This window comes from Emticicia aquatilis (assembly GCF_014644295.1).
Taxonomy (GTDB): Bacteria; Bacteroidota; Bacteroidia; order Cytophagales; family Spirosomataceae; genus Emticicia; species Emticicia aquatilis.
The window spans coordinates 35,286-53,818 of sequence record NZ_BMKK01000005.1 but is presented as its reverse complement, the minus strand read 5'-3'; the positions used below and the strand labels follow the sequence as shown (position 1 = coordinate 53,818).

Genomic DNA, 18,533 nt, shown 5'->3' with positions numbered 1-18,533 from the left:
TTATCTCACTGCTTTAATTAAACGAATTTTAGTATGAAAAAAATATCAATATATAAAACATTAGCATTCGCAGCAGTATTGGGTGTTTCGACCACTGCTTGTGAGCCAGGCGATTTTGGTGATATGAATGTCAGCCCAAATAGCCCTTCTACCCCGAATACTGCGGGTTTCTTGACTGGAGCGTTGCGTAACGTAGGTGCAATGACAACCGATATCGTACCAGCTCTTTATACGCAACAGTTTGGTGATATCACCTATATCGAGGAGTCTCGTTATAAAACCATCAATTTCAGTTATAACGGCTTCTACACTGGCCCTTTAATTGCGTATCAGAACATCATTGATTTGAACACAAATCCTGATACAAAGGCTACTGCGGCTGCCAATGGCTCAAACAATAATCAAATTGCCATTGCTCGTATTGCAAAAGCTTATACTTACCTTTGGATTACCGACCGTTGGGGAGATATTCCTTATTCAGAGGCTTTGAAAGGTAAGGCTGATTTTAGTCCTGCGTTTGATTCTCAACAAGCTGTTTATAACGATTTGTTTAAAGAATTGAAAGAAGCACAAGCTCAGTTTGATGGTGGAAAAACAGTAGTTGGAGATATTCTTTTGAGTGGTAATGCTACTCGTTGGAAGAAATTTGCTAACTCTTTACGTTTGATAATGGCCCTTCGTTTATCAAAAGCTGACCCTACAAAAGGAAAAGCTGAATTTTTGGCTGCAATGGCCGACGGCCCACTTACATCAAACGCTGATAACGTAAAATATACTTATTTGTCAGAGGCCAACAATGAGCATCCTTTATACAATAACTACATTACAACTAATCGTAAAGATTATGCTGTAAGTGATGTATTTGTAAATTACTTGCTTAAAACCAACGACCCACGTATTTCGGCAATCGCTGATAGAAATATCAACTTAAAATATGTAGGTGTACCGTATGGTGTTTTCCCAGCGGCATCGAAAGCACAAGATGTATCGTTAGCGGCAACTTCAATGCGTCAACAAAACTCGTCAGCAAACGTACTTACGTATGCACAAGTATTGTTCTCGCAAGCAGAAGCAGCTAAATTAGGTTGGATTCAAGGAGATGCAAAAGCTCTATATGAAGCAGCCATCACAGCTTCAATGCAACAATGGTTAGGTGCTGCTGCAACATCAACTGCCATTGCCGATTTCTTGAAACAAGATGGTATTGCATATAAAGATGCTACTGCTTTAGAGCAAATTGCTACTCAAAAATGGGTTGCGTTGTTCTACCAAGGCAACGAAGCATGGGCAGAATGGCGTCGTACGGGTTTCCCTAAATTAACGCCAGCTTCAAAACCATTGAATGCAAGCGGACAGATTCCTCGTCGTATGGCGTATGTAGCAACCGAAGGAACTTTGAATAAAATCAATTATGACAAGGTTGTTTCGACACAAGGAGCAGATACACAAGATACTCGTGTATGGTGGGATAAAAAATAATTGATATAAGTAATATAGCTATATCAGTAGGGGAAGGTTCTTTCAAGGACCTTCCTTTATTTTTTTGTCAAAAAACTATTTAATCAAGGATTTTAAAACGAAGAGGAGCCTGATAGGAAGATTATTAGCGATTTTGGATAAAATCAAGAAAAAATTAATAATTATTATGCAAGCCGAATATATTTTTAAAATAATTTAAAGTATTCTTTAATAACATTTTAATCTCTGTAAGTAATTGATAATGAGGTTTTTATGTAATTTATTTTAGTGCTTTTACTTATTTTTTTTTACCTTATTTTTGATAAGTCTTTTTAAAAACTTCATTGTATTTCTTTGCAAAATATTGTTTTTGTCCATAACTTTATTCTGCGATATTAAATATTGCAAAATAATCTAAACTAAAAACTAACAACAAACTGTATGAGGAAACTTCTACTTGCCAGTATTATGCTGGTATGGGGCAGCATTGCTTTTGCCCAAGAAAAAACAGTATCGGGGAAGGTAACTTCTTCTGAAGACGGCTCTCCACTTCCAGGTGTGAGTGTATTGATTAAAGGCTCTACAAAAGGGGTTACGACTGACGTAAACGGAGTTTACAAAATTGCTGCTTCAGGCAATTCATCTTTAAGCTTTAGCTTTATTGGTTTTACTACACAGACTATCGAGGTTGGTGGTCGTACGATTGTAGATGTGCAGTTGAAAGCAGATGCAGCAGCATTCAACGAAGTAGTAGTAACTGCTCAAGGTATTCGTAAGAATATCAGAGAGATTGGTTACGCTTATTCTAAAGTTGCTACTGAAGACATCACTGTTGGACGCTCTCCTCAGTTAGCTCAAGCTCTTTCTGGTAAAGTGACTGGTTTGGCAGTTTATAACGTAAATAACAGCGTTGACCCTTCGGTGAAAGTGGTATTACGTGGTTTCCGTTCATTAACTGGTAATAACGAAGCTTTAGTAGTGTTAGATGGTATGCAAACAACTTCTACTGTATTGGCTTTGATTAACCCTAACGATATCGAAAGTGTTTCGATTTTGAAGGGTGGTCAAGCTGCTACATTGTATGGTTCGGCGGGTATCAATGGTGCTATCGTTATCACAACAAAGAAAGGTGCTCAAGGAAAATTGAAAGTTTCGTACTCAAACAGTACAAACTTTGAGCAAATCAGCTTCTTACCTGATTTCCAAGACCAATATGGTTCGGGTTCGCACTACTATCAGTCATTTGGTACAGCTGGTTACAGTAATGATTATTTAGTGAGAATGAAAGAAAACTGGAGACCATACGAAAACCAACAATACGGTGATGCGTTTGATGGCTCACAAAGAATCCAAGGACGTGTTGCAGAAGATGGTAGCAAATTGGTTGTTCCTTACTCAGCAATACCTGGTATCCGTATGAAAACATTTGATGTGGGTGTTTCTACAAACAACCAATTCAGTGTACAAGGTGGTGACGAGAAAAGCTCATTCTATTTATCGGCTGAAAACCAAAGAATCAAAGGTGTAGTACCAGGCGATAAAAGTGAAAGAACTGGTATCAGATTATCGGGTACCAAAGAGTATGGTAAACTTACTGCTGGTTTTAACGCAAGTTATACACAAGCCGCTTATGACCGTACATCGGCTGACTTTTATAGTGAAGTATTGAACCAACCAGCTAACATTCCATTGAATGAATTGAGAGATTGGAAAAACAATCCATTGGCAAGTCCGAATGGTTACTACAATGACTATTTGAACAACCCATACTTCGTAGCTGGTAATAACCGTAGAAATTATAAAGACGCTAACATTACTGGTAATTTTAGCTTGATTCATAAAACAACTAATTGGTTACAATTTACTAACCGTTTGGGTGTGATGAATAACTCTCGTATTGGTAAAGACTACACTGGAAAATTCTTGTATTCTGACTGGGCAAAAAACAAAGCGTATATTCCAGAACCATGGACACACGATGATGATTATGATGGTATCTACCGTGCAATCACTGACATCTTGGGTGGTGTTACTGATTATTCAACAACTGAAAACGTTGTAAATAATGAATTCCAAGCTCAATTGACTAAAGATTTTGGTCCGTTGAAAAACAGATTAATTTTAGGGAGTAGCATCTATCAAAGAGCAACTAAATCTATTACAGTTGGTTCAAGCTCACTTGTTGTTCCTGAAATTTATAACGTTTCTAACCGTCAAGGTGAGTTAACGGGTGGAGAATCAAATACAATGGAAAGAAAACTCGGTTACTATGCCGATTTAACGACTAACTATAAAAACTGGTTGATTTTCAACGGAACATTCCGTTATGACAAAACTTCTCGTTTCTATAAGCCAACTCGTGCTAAAAATTTCTATTCTTATCCTTACTATGGTGCTGCGTTATCGTTTATTCCAACAGATGCCTTCCCTTCATTGAAAGGAAAAGTATTGAACTATGCTAAATTACGTTTGAACTTCAATAAAAATGCGAATGACAACATTCCATTATATGGTTTGGATTTAGTGTATAACAACGGTGCAAACTTCCCTTACGGAAATACAGTTGGTTTGACAGTAGGAAATACGCTTCCTGATGCTAACTTGAAACCAGAAACAGTTTATTCTGGCGAAATCGGTGGTGAATTCCAATTGTTCAATGACCGTGTAAATATCGACGTTTCGGCTTATACCCAAACTTCAAAAGGACAAGTAATCACAGTTAAAGTTCCTAACACTACTGGTTTTAGCAACTTGTTGATTAACGTTGGTGAGACTAAAAACTGGGGATACGAAGGTGAGTTCAAGTATTTAATCTTCAGAGACCAAAAAATCAATTGGGATTTCTCTTTGAGATATTCATATAACGATAACAAAGTTATTGACCTATATCCAGGTATCAACGAGTTCCAATACGGTGGTTATTCTTATGCTAATACAAACGTTATCAAAGGACAACGCTTCCCAATGTTGAAAACTGACGGTTATCAGTATGCTCCAGACGGTTCTGGCTATGTTTTGGTTAATGGTACAACTGGTTATCCATTACGTCAAACTACTTTATCGACTCGTGGAGGTACATTACCACGTCATATTGCTGGTTTAGGTTCAAGATTCTCTTACGGAAGTATAGCATTTACATTTAACTTCGAGTATCGTGGTGGAAACTATATGTTTAGTGACTTAGGTCGTCAGATGACATTTACAGGTGCTGGTGGTTGGACTGCTGATAGAGCTCCTCATATCTTCCCTAATTCAGCTATCTTGAATGCTGATGGTAAAACTGTAACGCCTAACACAACTGTAAATGTACGTGAAGCTGAGTACGCTCTTTGGGTTGATAACTATCGTTTGATTTCTGAAAACTTCGTTAACAAAGCATGGTTTATCAAATTGAGAGATATAAACTTGTCTTACAGTGTTCCTGCAAAAGTTATTGCTAAGACAAAAATCTTCACTAATGCAAGTATTGCTGTTTATGGTAGAAATTTATTGACAATTGTTGATAAAGCTAACTATTACACTGACCCTGAATTTAGCTTTACAACTGGTAATGGTTTAGGTATTAACAATACCACTCAAACACCTCCAGTACGTCAGTACGGTGTAAATATCAACCTTGTATTTTAAGTAACCACCAAAATTGAATTGAAAAATGAAAATAAAATCAATATTTATATCAGCAGTAGTGGCGTTGATGAGTAGTGCTTGTAGCGATTCTTTCTTGGATATCAATACAAACCCTAACACGCTACCAACTGCGTCGCCCAACTACGTATTTACGAATGCCTTGAATACTTCTGCTACTAATATGGCAGGAAACACCAATGCTCAAGGGTCTAATGAAATTGGACACTATTGGTCAGGGCAATGGACGCAATCAAATGGATATATTATCTCAACAACCCAATTTGCTTATAATTTCACTAATGGTGATTTTAACTACTGGGATGGATATTATGATAATTTGCAAGATTATCAATTTGTAATCGAAAATGCAGATACTTACAATCAGAAGTTTTTGAAAGGCCCTGCAAAAGTAATGAAAGCCTTATTAGTGCATCAATTAGTGGATATGTACGGTAATATACCATATTCTGATGCTTTGAAAGGTGTTGGTTCGTTAGCTCCAAAGTTTGATGACCAAAAAACAGTATATGAATCGCTTATCACTTTATTAGATGAGGCACTTGTTGATATCAAAGCAAATGCTTTTGCAAGTGCTTTCACGAGTTCAGATATTATCTTTAAAGGTAATACCTCTAAATGGGCTAAGTTTGCTAACTCATTGAAATTAAGACTTTTGATGCGTCAGGCAAGAATCAGTGGAAGAGATTCATATATCAAAACTGAAATCAACAAAATCGTTACAGAAGGCTCTGGCTTTATTACTGGCGAAGATGTTGGTGTGGGTGGAACAGGTTTCTTCTTGGCAACTGCTGGTAAATTGAACCCAGTTTATGACCGTTGGGGATATGATGCTAATGGTGCAAAAAGAGCATTGAATAATTATCCAAGATTAACTCAATACCTTGTGAATAGCTTAAAGGCTTCAAATGATACTTTGCGTTTGAAAAGAATTGGCTATGCAACTGGTGGCGAAGGAACTACGGCTGGTGTAAGTGCAAAAGCCGAGATTGCTGCTAACTACGTTGGTGTTCCGTTTGGAGCAAGTTCGGGATACTTACCAGCAGGTTCATGTGCTTTAGGACCAAGTCTTTTGATAAAAGGAGCTTATGACAAACCTTATATTTTAATGACAGCTTCTGAAGTACAATTGCACTTAGCTGAGGCAAAACAAAGATACAGTGATGTAACTCTTCCAGGAACTGCAAAAGCATATTTTGAAGAAGGTATAGCTCAATCGTTCAGAGTTTTGGGTGCTAATGTTGCTGGAGCAGCTGCTTTTAAAGGTAGCAAAATCCAAAATTATGATTGGGATGCAACAACTAACAAGTTAGATGCAATTGCGATTCAAAAATGGATTACATTTACTAACTTCAATGGTTTAGAAGCTTGGTCTGAGTACCGTAAAACAGGTTTACCAGTTACACCTCAAAGTATTCAGGTACCAGATACAAAACGTCCAGTACGTTTCTTCTATCCGAATACAGAATCAGGTGCAAACCAAGCAAACGTAACAGCTCAAGGTACTATTGATGCTTTTTCAACGAGATTGTTCTGGGATGTTGACTAAGATTATATCTTAAATAAATACTCAAAGAGGGCAGCCATTTATGGTTGCCCTCTTTTGTTTTTTACCCTACTAATGTATTTTGATATAACTTATTTTGGCATTATTGAGACTTTCCCAAAGAAAATATGACATATTAGAATTTTATTAGAACAATTGAACACTTTAGATTGTTTATAAATAAGTTGTATTTTTGTATGTATCAACATTATTTTTGTATCCAATTATTTCAAATCAAACTATTAACAAACTAAACTAACTAACAATGATGAGGAAAAATCTACTTAGCCTCCTTTTTGCGGTTTTTATTGGGTTGCAAGCTTTTGCACAAGATAAAACTGTATCGGGTAAGGTTACATCTTCAGACGATGGAACTCCGCTTCCAGGAGTGAGTGTTTCGGTGAAAGGTACGAGCAGAGGTACTACAACTGATGCTTCAGGGGTGTACAAAATTACGGTATCGGGTAATTCAACTTTAATTTTTAGTTTTATTGGATTTACCTCTCAACAAGTGCCAGTAAACAATCGAACAATTATTGATTTACAGTTGGCGTCTGATGCACAAGAGCTTTCGGAGGCTGTTGTAGTTGGTTACGGTACGCAATCACGTAGAACTTTAACAGGCTCGCAAGCATCTGTGAAAGGTTCTGAAATTGCTACAATGCCAACAAACACTTTTGATAAGGCATTGCAAGGACGTGCAGCGGGTGTGCAGGTATTAGGTGCAAACGGAACCCCTGGTGGTGCTGCCCAAGTGCGTGTACGTGGTGTAGGAACTATCAAAGGTGGTACTGACCCACTTTATGTAGTTGATGGTGTTCAAATCAACTCTAATAGCGGTTCGGCAGCATTTACAAGTTCAAACCCTTTGAATTACCTAAATCCGAATGATATTGAATCAATCGAGGTGTTGAAAGATGCTGCTTCTGCTGCTATCTATGGTGCTGCGGCTGCCAACGGTGTTGTTTTGATTACAACTAAAAAAGGTAAGTCGGGTGCTACAAAAATCAGTTTTGATGCTTTTAGTGGTATTGTTGAACCAACAAAATATTTGGATGTATTAAATACACAAGAGTTTATAGCCGTAAGAAATGAGGCATTAATTAACCAAAGCCCAACGACTGAACCAGCAGCTGCTATGCGTACAACGCTTGGAGCGATTCGTCTTGACCCAGCTTTAACTGCTGACCAAATTGCAGCCCTCCCAACGTATGACTGGCAGAGAGAATCTTATGTCTCTGGTAAAACAAGTAACTACAGCATCAGCTTGAACGGTGGAAGTGATAAATCAACATTTTATCTTTCAGGAAGTTATAATAGCTCAGATGCAAATGTTCGTAATGTAGATTATAAAGGGGGAAATATTAATGCAAAAATCAGCAACAAGGTAACCTCACGTTTAACAGTTGATAATTCCATTAATTTGAGTTCATTCATTCAGAGAGGCCAGTTTGGTGGTCCTGCAGGTGGTAGTTTCTTAGGTTCGCCTACATTCTCTGCACCATTAATTTTACCTCATAACCCAATTTATAAAGATGATGGTACTTATTATGGAACTCCAGCTGATGGAGGTATTGCTGGTGTTTTGAATCAAAATGTTTTGATGGTAAGCGATTTGAATAAAATTGAATCTCGTGTTAATCAAGCAATTGCTTCGACGGTTCTAACCTATAAAATCATGAAAGGTCTATCTTTCCGTCCTTCAGCAAGTGTTGATTATCGTTTCATCAAAGGATTTAACTTCCAAGACCCTCGTACGGCTGATGCTTTCAACGTAAGAGGTAGAATCCAAAACCAAAATACGGAGAATATCAACTTTATCTTGAATGCAGTTGTAAACTACGACAAGCAAATCAGTTCTGTGCATAATATTAGTGCCTTGGCTGGTGCAGAATATAGAAGAGACCAATCAGAAAATGTTCAGCAATCTGCTGAGGGTATCCCAACACCACAATTTACAGTAGCAGGTGCGGCTGCAAACCCAATTACTACATTTGCATCTTGGACAGCCTTCAAAAAAGCAGGTGTTTTTGGTCGTGTAAGTTATGATTACGCTGGAAAATACCTTTTAGGCTTAACGGCTCGTTATGATGGTTCGTCACGTTTTGGTGCTAATAACCTTTGGGGATTCTTCCCAGGTATTTCGGCAGGTTGGGACCTTTCTCAAGAAGCATTCTTGAAAAACAACGCTTACGTGAATCAATTAAAACTTCGTGCAAGTTATGGTTCACTCGGTGCTGACCAAATCGGTAACTTCGATTCAAGAGGTCTTTATGGTGGTGGATTTAACTACGGTGGTGTGAGTGGTATTGCTCCAACGCAATTGGCTAACCCTAATCTTCGTTGGGAGCAAAACGTAACTACTAACTTTGCCCTCGATTACGGCTTGTTCAATAACCGTGTACAAGGTTCGGTAGAATACTTTATTCGTACTTCAAAAGACCTTATCTTAGACCGCCCAGTAACTTGGTTGAGTGGATATAGCACTATTTCTGAAAATGTCGGCGAATTACAAAACAAAGGTTTAGAATTTGATATCAGAACTGTAAACGTTGATAAATCGGCTAATAACAGAGGTTTCAAATGGACTACTTCATTTAACTTCACGCAAATTGACAATAAAGTAACCAAACTTTATGATACCTTAACTACATTGCCAGGACGTGCGGTTGATGGTTGGATTAAGATTGGATACCCAGTAAACTCAATCTATACAGCTGAGTATGCTGGTGTAAACCCAGCGACTGGTCGTGCGATGTGGTATGATAATAATGGTAATATCATCTACCGTTTGGCTGGTAATCCAGATTCATATTCTAAAATTATAGGTAGCCAAATTCCAAGATACTACGGTGGTTTAACAAATACATTCTCTTACAAAGGTTTTGATTTAGAGGTATTCCTCAATTACGAATTCGGAAGAACGGTATTCAACAACCAATCGGCTTTCATGGCTGAAAATGGTGGACGTTTGTTCAATACACTTCGCTCAATTTATGAGAATCGTTGGACAACCCCAGGACAAATCACTACCGTACCACGTCCGTTCAATGGTAATGCAGAAGTCTTGGGTTCGGGTATTACGGCTGGTTCGAGATTCTACGAAGATGCTTCATTTATTCGTGTGAAAACATTGACATTTGGATATAACTTCTCACGTGAATTATTGAAGAAAGTGAAAATTGATAGAGCAAGATTGTACGTACAGGGCTACAACCTCTACACTTGGAGTAAATGGACTGGTTTCGACTCTGAGTTTGTTAACTTAGGAAGTGGAAATAACGGAACTATCCCGCAGCCACGCACCCTTACATTTGGCTTACAACTTGGTCTATAATTTCAAAAATATTAAAGATATAATTTGATAGAAATATGAAAGTAACAAACTTATATAAAATAGCAGTCTTAGGCGTTGTGCTTACGTTTGCGTCTTGTACAGATTTACTCGACGTACAACCACGTGCCTCTATTGACTCCGTAACCGCCCTTACAACGGAAGACGCAGTAAATGCAGCCGTTAATGGTATCTACGATAGATTACAATCTACCAACCTATACGGTAGAGATTTAGTAGCGATTCCAGAAGCTTTAGCCGATAACGGAAGAGCAACGAATAAATCTGGTCGTTTGAACCCAGAGTATCAGAATCAAGTAAATGCTCATTTCATTCACTGGCAAACATCTTACTTTGCTATCAACCAAGCAAATTTAGTATTAGATGCCCTACCAAAGGTTGAGAAAATGACACAAGCAAACAAAGATTTTGTGGAAGCACAAGCTTTGTTTATCAGAGGTTTACTTTATTTTGAATTGATGCGTGCGTATGCTTACGAACCAACTGTTGAAATCAAAGAAGCAAGCAAAGGTGGCGTGCCATTGTTGAAAACTGGGGTTGTTGATGCTACGCAAATCAAATTAGAAGGACGTGCTTCGATTAACGATGTTTACGAATTTATTTATTCTGATTTCACAAACTCAATTGCTAAGTTTACAAGTTCAGGAAGAACTGCAACGGCTTCATTTGCTAATAGAACTGCTGCTCAAGCAATGTTTTCACGTGTTGCTCTTTATCGTGGAGATTATACAAATGCAGCAAAATATGCAACCGATGCTTTGGCAACTGGAAGCGTAGGTCGTTTCCAAACAAGAGATACTTATGTAAGTGCTTGGCGTTCGGCTAACCACCCAGAGTCTATCTTCGAGATTCAGTATCAAACTAACGAAAACATCGGTGTAAATACATCATTGCAAACTACTTATACTACTTTGGTAGCTTCGGGTAACCGTACAACTACTGGTGGTTTTGGCGACTTAGTACCTACAAAAGCATTACTTGATGCTTACGAGTCAGAAAAAGATGCAGATGGTAAAATCATTACTGACGTACGTCGTTCGTTATACGAACTCGGAACAGCTGGTCGTGGTACTGCCGAAATCGAATGTACTAAATTCTTAGGAAGAAGCGGACAAGTAAACCTTGACAACATTCCAGTTATCAGAGTATCAGAAATGTACTTAAACCGTGCTGAGGCTTTGGCAAGAAGCGGAAATGCTGCTGGTGCTTTAACCGACCTTAACGTGATTCGTACACGTGCTGGTTTACCTGCTGCTACTGGCCTTACTGGTGCGGCATTAATCAACGAAATCTTGAAACAACGTCGTTTAGAATTAGCTTTTGAAGGTCACCGTTTCTTTGATATGAAACGTCTCGGACTCGACATCGTAAAAGCAGCTCCAGTTCAAAACTTGAACTTTACTGATTTCCGTGTTTTAGCTCCAATTCCAACAAGAGAAATTCAAGCTAACGCTAATTTGAAACAAAATATTGGATATTAATTCCGAGATTTTGAAAATTTAGAAATTTTAAACGAAAAATTATATGAAAAAAATATTTGGTATAGCAATGGTACTGGTGACAAGCATCGTAATGTCATCGTGCTTTAAAGACAACCAACCTGTTTTTGACTCACTTTATTTGGTTGAGTTTCAAGATGCAGTAATTACTGCTCCTGCATTAAACAAAACATTCCCAATTTTATCAGTGGCGAATGGTGCAGGCTTACAAACAAGACGTATCAATTTAGTAGGCCGTCAACGTGAAACAGAAGAGTCAATCAAATTTTCGGTTGACCCAGTTGAAACAACTGCTAAAGAAGGCGTACATTACACCCTTGAAGGTGGCGTAGTAAAGATTCCTGCAAAATCAAGCTTTGGTGACTGCAAAATCAATATCTTGAGAGCTCCTGCTGCCGCCGGTACAAGTGTAGTATTAGTGTTAGTATTGGAAGGCAACGGAAATGATGTAAAACCTAATGAAAATTACAAAAAATTAGGGTTCAGAATTGCTCTGTAATTGCCAAGAAGAATATAAAAGGGGAGTTGCTCGTTTGAGTAACTCCTCTTTTTAGTATCAATCAGAAATGTTTTAACGCTTTTTGGTGCGTTTTATTGATAAATTTAAGAGACCTTCGCTCGGATTAATGATTGCAAATTTTTGATTGTAAATTTCCTAAATACATCATCAATTTACAATACCTAATTGTTAACCTTAAATTTCATCTATTTATAAAATACAAAAAAGGAAAATCAGAGCATTTTAATGCGTATAGCATAAATACCCTAATTTTCCTTCTTCAGTAAAAGTCTAAAGACCTATACTATTAATATCTATTACGATTGTTGTCACGGTCATAACCGCCACCACCGCCGCCGCCACGGTTGTAACCGCCGCCGCCGCCATAACCGCCACGGTCTCCACCGCCACCACGGTTATAACCACCGCCGCCACCGCCACGGTTATCTCTTTCTTTTTTCTCTTCAGCTTGATTAACTACTGCTGTACGTCCACCAATATCGGAGCCGTTCAATGCATCAATTGCTTTTTGTGCTGAGGCATCGTCTGGCATCTCTACGAAAGCAAAGCCTTTGCTTCTTCCAGTAAACTTGTCAGTGATGATTTTAACTGAACTTACTTCGCCATACTCTTCAAAATATTGCTTTAATTCGCTTTCTTGGATTTTAAAAGGCAGACTTCCAACAAAAATGTTCATGATAACTTTGTGATTTGAATGATAAATTTTTACAAATGTATATTTATTTTATTAATAAGCTACAAAATTTTGATTTATTTGCCAAAAATATTTAATACTTATGCAACAAAGGCATAAAGTAGAACTGTGTTTTGCAGAAACTACTTTATGCCTTTAATAATCTGTTAGCAGTTATATTGATTAATTTGCCATTTCTGACAAGAATTTGATACGCATCAAGCGAAGTTCTTCTTCGGTTGTGTCATCGCTTTCAAACTCTTTTAAAGCCGCTCCTATGTTATCGGTTTCAGCAGTCATGAAATAATCGTAGATTTCATCTTGACGGTCTTCGTCGATTACTTGATTGATGTAATAATCAAGGTTTAAACGAGTACCCGAATAACAAATATGTTCAATCTCTTCAATCAGCTCGGCCATTGTAAGGTCTTTGGCTTCAACGATTTCGTCGAGGTTAATCTTACGGTCGATTTGCTGAATGATATAAATCTTAATCTTTGATTTATTAACGGCCGATTTTACGACTAAATCTTGCGTTGTTTCGATGTCGTTATCGTCAACGTATTTTGTGATTAGGTCGAGGAATGGCTTGCCGAATTTCTGTACTTTTCCGAGTCCAACACCATTGATTTGTGCTAAATCTTGCTGAGTTGTTGGGTACGTAGTAGCCATCTCTTCGAGCGAAGGGTCTTGGAATACTACGTATGGTGGTACATTTTTTTCTTTGGCGATTTTCTTACGTAGAGCCTTCAATAACTCGAATAGGGCAGAGTCGAATGCTCCACCACCCGATGAGTTATTATTAGTCGAAATATCATCGTCATCGCTGCTTTCGGTGTTTTCGTAATTGTGGTCTTCCGAAATTGTGATTGGGTGCGAGTCTTCGATAAACTTCTTACCTTTTTCGGTCAATTTTACTACTCCGTAGGCATTCTCAATGTCTTTTTCGATAAAGCCCAACACCATCATCTGACGAAGTACCGATACCCAATAGTCGTTTGATGTGCGTTTATTATCTGATTTTTTAGGAGCTTTCTCGGCTTTCTTACTTGGCTTCGGCGATTTTGCTGCTACTGGTTTTGCTTCCTCGTCATCCTCGTCATCATCCGATAATTCCAATTCTACTTCATCCTCTTCTTCTTCGTCCTCGTCGTCATCTTCTTCGTCATGAGCCACAAACATACCTTTTCCTTTGCCATAGACCTCCAATTTATCGTGTTCGTGGCTTCTGATGTAAGCATTAGCTGTATTGGCCGTCAGAATATCAGCAATGTGTTGAATATCAAATCTTTCGCCCGATTGTAAAATTGCTTTCAGACCCAAAACGGCCTCATCTTCGATTTTGATTTTCTTAGTAGGCTTGATACAGTTATCGCAGAAACCGCAATCTTTTTCTGAATATTCACCAAAATAACTCAATAATTGACGGCGACGGCAAATACCTAAGTTAGAATAAGCCACCATCTCCATGAGCAATGCACGGGCATTATCTCGCTCAGTTACAGTTTTATCTTTATTGAATTTCTCAAGTTTTAGAATATCATCGTAGGCGTAGAACATCAAGCAGTTTCCTTCCAAACCATCACGGCCTGCACGACCTGTTTCTTGATAATAACCTTCGAGCGATTTTGGTGCATCGTAGTGAATCACAAACCTAACATCTGGCTTGTCGATACCCATTCCGAAGGCAATAGTTGCTACTATTACATCGCATTCCTCATTCAAAAACGCATCTTGATTCTTCATGCGAGTATCGGCATCTAATCCTGCGTGATATGGCAGCGATTTGATTCCATTTACTGTCAATAAACTCGCAATTTCTTCTACTTTCTTGCGGCTTAAACAATAAATAATACCCGATTTACCTTTGTTATTGGCTATATATCTGATGAGTTGCTTCTTAGAGTCAATCTTCGGTCTGATTTCGTAGTAGAGATTTTTACGATTAAACGAAGATTTGAAAATATGAGACTCCTCCATGTTGAGGTTCTTCTGAATATCTTGCTGAACCTTTGGAGTAGCCGTTGCCGTAAGTGCGATTATCGGAAGCTTGGCATCAATATCATCAATGATACCTCTGATGCGTCGGTATTCTGGGCGGAAATCGTGCCCCCACTCCGAAATACAGTGAGCTTCATCAACTGCAATAAACGAAAGTTTGGCTTTCTTCAAGAAAGTCAGGTTGTCTTCTTTGGTCAGAGACTCTGGGGCAATGTAAAGTAATCGGCATTCGCCACTCAACACATCATTCTTCACACGAGTCATTTCCGACTTGTTGAGGGTTGAATTTAAAAACTGTGCATTGATACCAAATGCGGTCATTTGGTCAACTTGGTTTTTCATGAGAGCGATTAGCGGAGAAATCACAATAGCAGTGCCATCCAAAACCATTGCTGGTAATTGGTAGCAAAGAGATTTTCCTGCCCCCGTTGGCATAATCACAAAGGTATTATTGCCACTAACAATATTATTGATAATGGCCTCTTGTTCGCCTCTAAAGGCATCAAAGCCAAAGATTTCTTTGAGTTTTTCTTTTAAGGTCTGTTGTATCGCTGCGTCTACCATAAATGCAATGTTGCTGTACGGAAAATTATAATAGGTAAGTAATTACGCTAAGTTAATAATATTTTTGAATTATATTCTGAATTATTTTTGCACGAATCTGGCGTAATTAAGTTTTCGGTTTTGTACCAAATTTAATGAATTCTATTTTTCAATCAAATATCTTTTGATTCACTTTATTTTGTTCACTGAGCAAACATCAAGTACTTTTGTCGTTAAATCAAGGATTAATAAAGTGAATACGAAGTTAGAAAAAAAAATACAAAGCGTTGCTAAAAAAGTTTTGCAAGATGAAGCGGAGGCAATTCTTTCTTTGAAAAGTTATATTAACGAAGACTTTGAAGCTTGTGTAGAAGCTATTCTTTACTCAAAAGGCAGATTAATTATAACTGGTATAGGAAAAAGTGCAATTATTGCCCAAAAAATAGTAGCTACTATGAATTCGACGGGTATGCCTGCCATATTTATGCACGCTGCCGATGCCATTCATGGCGATTTGGGTATGATTCAAGATGATGATATTGTACTTTGTATCTCGAAGAGTGGCGATACGCCCGAAATAAAGGTTTTAGTGCCTTTACTCAAACGCTACGGTAATCAGTTAATAGCAATGGTGAGCAATGTAGGTTCGTATTTGGCAAAAAACGCTGATTTTGTACTGAATGCCCACGTTGAGCGTGAAGCTTGTCCGCTCAATCTTGCCCCAACCACTTCTACGACAGTTGCGTTGGCTTTGGGCGATGCACTGGCAATGTGCCTGCTGGAAGCCCGTGACTTTACGAGTCGTGATTTTGCCAAATATCATCCAGGAGGTAGTTTGGGTAAAAAATTGTATCTAAAAGTAAGAGATATTTTTCCGCATAATGCTGTGCCAAAAGTTCTGCCAGATGCTGATATTCAGACTGTTATTATTGAAATGACCTCGAAACGTCTGGGAGCAACGGCCGTTGTGGGTGATAATGATGAACTACTGGGAATCGTAACCGATGGAGATTTAAGAAGGATGTTGAATAAACAAAAGGATTTTTCAACATTACAAGCAAAAGACATCATGAATGCCACGCCAAAGGTGATTTCGCCCGAAGAATATGCCGCCAGTGCTTTGGCAATTATGCAAGAAAAAAGTATTACGCAGTTGGTAGTAGTAGAAGAGAAAAAACTATTGGGTTTTGTGCATTTACACGATTTATTGAAAGAAGGGCTGGCATGATTTTTTTGTCATAATTTCGGATAATATTTATCTGGAAATTTTATTTTGACAAACAAATCAAAGATAACATGAAAACAGTAGCAGCAATAGCACAAGAGTTTAAAGTGCAAGAAAGTACAGTCCGTCAACTTTTAGAAGGATTGCAAAGAAATGGAGGCCGACAAGTGCAATTTAATATTGCTGAACTCGGTGGAATGGGTCAATGGCAATATGGAGGTATGGTGATGGTTGGCGATATGTTTAATAACGAACTAAAAGCTAAAGTTGATAAACTTTGTAGAGCCTTAGTTGAGTTACCTGTCGAGACTGAAAACGAAATTTTCGTGCCGATTCAGCCAGCGGTTGGCTCAAAGCGATTTGCGTCTATTAAAGGAAGCCAAAATGGCATAAGTTATGCCTATTATCAAGCCGAAGATATTTTGGAAATTACTGATGAAAATGGCCTGAAAAAATATGATACCAAAGGGTATTTACTCACAGGTGTGCAGCAATCGCAAAGCAATGATGCACGAAAACTTAGCTTTTCGCATGCAGGTGGAAGCGTAGAGGTTGAGGATTTGAAAGAAGTCTAACTTATAGTAGCTATATAGTTATAAAGCCGTGATACGAAAATCGTCTCACGGCTTTTTTTGTAAAATCAGCTGGGAAATATAGATACATTGACAATTTATGTATATTTTTCGCCAAATATATTTTCGCACAGTTCCACTTACCATTGTTCACATTATTCCTTTTGTTTTATGACTGAAAATTTACCTGATGAAACCCCTTTAGATGCTGCTGCTGACGACTCTCAATCTTCACAACCCATCGAAAACAACTCAAACACTGAACCTACACCTCCTGCCGAAAGTACACCAGAAAGTACAGCCGACGAAACCCACGAGATAGTTGGTTCGGTAGATGAGCCTATCAATCCAGAGTCAGTAGTGGCGGCAAAGCCAATCTTCCATGCTCCGTGGAGTTTATCGTTTTACGGCGAAGGTTCAAAGTATTTTGTGATTCGCCTTATCAATGCCATTTTGCAGGTTATTACCTTCAATTTCTACTATCCTTGGGCAAAAGCTGCCAAACTCAACTATTTATACGAACAAACCGAGTTTGCTGGAAGCCGATTCAAGTTTCATGGTACAGGTAAAGAAATGTTTATTGGTTACCTAAAAATGTTGGCTATTGTTATAACTATCTATGGTTGTGTATGGTGGGTAAGAAGCAATGAGCAATTGGTATTGGGCTTTTTACTTTTATATGGAGGTTTGATAATTATTTATCCACTTGCCCTGCATGGAACTGCCAAATATAGACTTTCGAGAAGCTCTTGGCGAGGAATTTTCTTTGGTTATCGTGGCGAATTGGGCGAGCTATTTGCCAAATTATTTATTGGTATCGTAGTTAGTTTCTTTACGCTGGGTATTTATTGGTCGTGGATGCAAGTTGACATAAGAAAATATGTAACCAAAAATATCCGTTTCGGAAATGTTGAATTTGATTTTGTAGGAAAAGGAGCCGATTTGTTTTTGATAAAACTCAAATACGTGATTTTTATATTTGTCGCTTTTATTTTCGGAATTATAATTCTGTTTTTTATGGGATTCTTCGGGGCGGGAGTGGCTAATATGCTGAAACCCGAAACGATTGATGGAATTACGTCTCCATCTATAGGGCTAATAATTTGGTTAGTGCTGATTTACTTATTTTTTATCGCAATCATGGGTTCTATTACACTGATGCGTCAGCGAGAAATTTTTCAGTTTTATGCCGATAATACTTTTTTGTGGCAAAACGAAAAATGGCATGGTGTGAAATTGCACATGTCGTTCGTTGACCTTCTACAACTCAGTATCACAAATATGCTTTTGATATTGTTTACGCTGGGAATTGCCACGCCTTTTGTCGAAATCCGAACTTTGCACTTCATAATGCCTCGTTTGGAAATTGATGGTTCATTCGACCCTGACTCGCTCACACAAACCGAAAGTAATTATCGTGATGCCTTCGGCGAAGACGTTGGCGATTGGTTAGATATTGATTTGGCGTAGAAATCCCGAAAGGAGAAATATAAAAG

General features: G+C 38.2%; 11 protein-coding genes. 9 read left to right on the top strand and 2 right to left on the bottom strand.

Features of this window, described 5'->3' with window-relative positions; genetic code table 11:
- Positions 1 to 33 precede the first annotated feature (33 nt).
- The 6 genes from IEX65_RS12885 (at position 34) to IEX65_RS12860 (ending at position 12,002) form a co-directional block, all read left to right on the top strand.
- The gene (locus IEX65_RS12885; protein ID WP_188766491.1) at positions 34 to 1,479 is read left to right on the top strand and encodes a SusD/RagB family nutrient-binding outer membrane lipoprotein; all 1,446 of its coding nucleotides are present in this window, start codon (positions 34 to 36) and stop codon (positions 1,477 to 1,479) included.
- Positions 1,480 to 1,899: 420 nt separating this feature from the next.
- Entirely contained in the window at positions 1,900 to 5,085 is a 3,186-nt protein-coding gene (locus IEX65_RS12880; RefSeq protein WP_188766490.1) for a SusC/RagA family TonB-linked outer membrane protein, read from the top strand.
- Between the two features lie 25 nt (positions 5,086 to 5,110).
- Complete coding sequence (locus tag IEX65_RS12875) at positions 5,111 to 6,652, top strand: SusD/RagB family nutrient-binding outer membrane lipoprotein (RefSeq protein ID WP_188766489.1); 1,542 nt, start codon at positions 5,111 to 5,113, stop codon at positions 6,650 to 6,652.
- Between the two features lie 265 nt (positions 6,653 to 6,917).
- Entirely contained in the window at positions 6,918 to 9,986 is a 3,069-nt protein-coding gene (locus IEX65_RS12870; RefSeq protein WP_229250663.1) for a SusC/RagA family TonB-linked outer membrane protein, read from the top strand.
- 35 nt (positions 9,987 to 10,021) lie between these two features.
- Positions 10,022 to 11,485 (top strand): RagB/SusD family nutrient uptake outer membrane protein, encoded by a 1,464-nt coding sequence (locus IEX65_RS12865; protein WP_188766487.1) that lies wholly within the window; start codon positions 10,022 to 10,024, stop codon positions 11,483 to 11,485.
- Between the two features lie 43 nt (positions 11,486 to 11,528).
- Complete coding sequence (locus IEX65_RS12860) at positions 11,529 to 12,002, top strand: DUF4843 domain-containing protein (protein ID WP_188766486.1); 474 nt, start codon at positions 11,529 to 11,531, stop codon at positions 12,000 to 12,002.
- Between the two features lie 307 nt (positions 12,003 to 12,309).
- On the opposite strand, the gene rbp is transcribed toward IEX65_RS12860, so the two are convergent.
- On the bottom strand, positions 12,310 to 12,699 hold the full coding sequence (rbp, locus tag IEX65_RS12855) for an RNA-binding regulator (protein ID WP_188766485.1): 390 nt from the start codon (positions 12,697 to 12,699) through the stop codon (positions 12,310 to 12,312).
- Positions 12,700 to 12,879: 180 nt separating this feature from the next.
- Positions 12,880 to 15,261 carry a RecQ family ATP-dependent DNA helicase gene (locus IEX65_RS12850; protein WP_188766484.1) on the bottom strand — a complete coding sequence of 794 codons (2,382 nt, stop codon included), beginning with the start codon at positions 15,259 to 15,261 and terminating at the stop codon, positions 12,880 to 12,882.
- 232 nt (positions 15,262 to 15,493) lie between these two features.
- On the opposite strand from IEX65_RS12850, the gene IEX65_RS12845 reads away from it, so the two are divergent.
- The 3 genes from IEX65_RS12845 to IEX65_RS12835 all read left to right on the top strand — a co-directional run bounded on the left by IEX65_RS12845 (position 15,494) and on the right by IEX65_RS12835 (position 18,507).
- Complete coding sequence (locus IEX65_RS12845; protein ID WP_188766483.1) at positions 15,494 to 16,468, top strand: KpsF/GutQ family sugar-phosphate isomerase; 975 nt, start codon at positions 15,494 to 15,496, stop codon at positions 16,466 to 16,468.
- Positions 16,469 to 16,536: 68 nt separating this feature from the next.
- A complete protein-coding gene (locus tag IEX65_RS12840) occupies positions 16,537 to 17,040 on the top strand; it encodes a hypothetical protein (protein WP_188766482.1) in 504 nt (167 codons plus the stop codon).
- A gap of 168 nt (positions 17,041 to 17,208) precedes the next feature.
- The gene (locus IEX65_RS12835) at positions 17,209 to 18,507 is read left to right on the top strand and encodes a YjgN family protein (RefSeq protein ID WP_188766481.1); all 1,299 of its coding nucleotides are present in this window, start codon (positions 17,209 to 17,211) and stop codon (positions 18,505 to 18,507) included.
- Positions 18,508 to 18,533 lie beyond the last annotated feature (26 nt).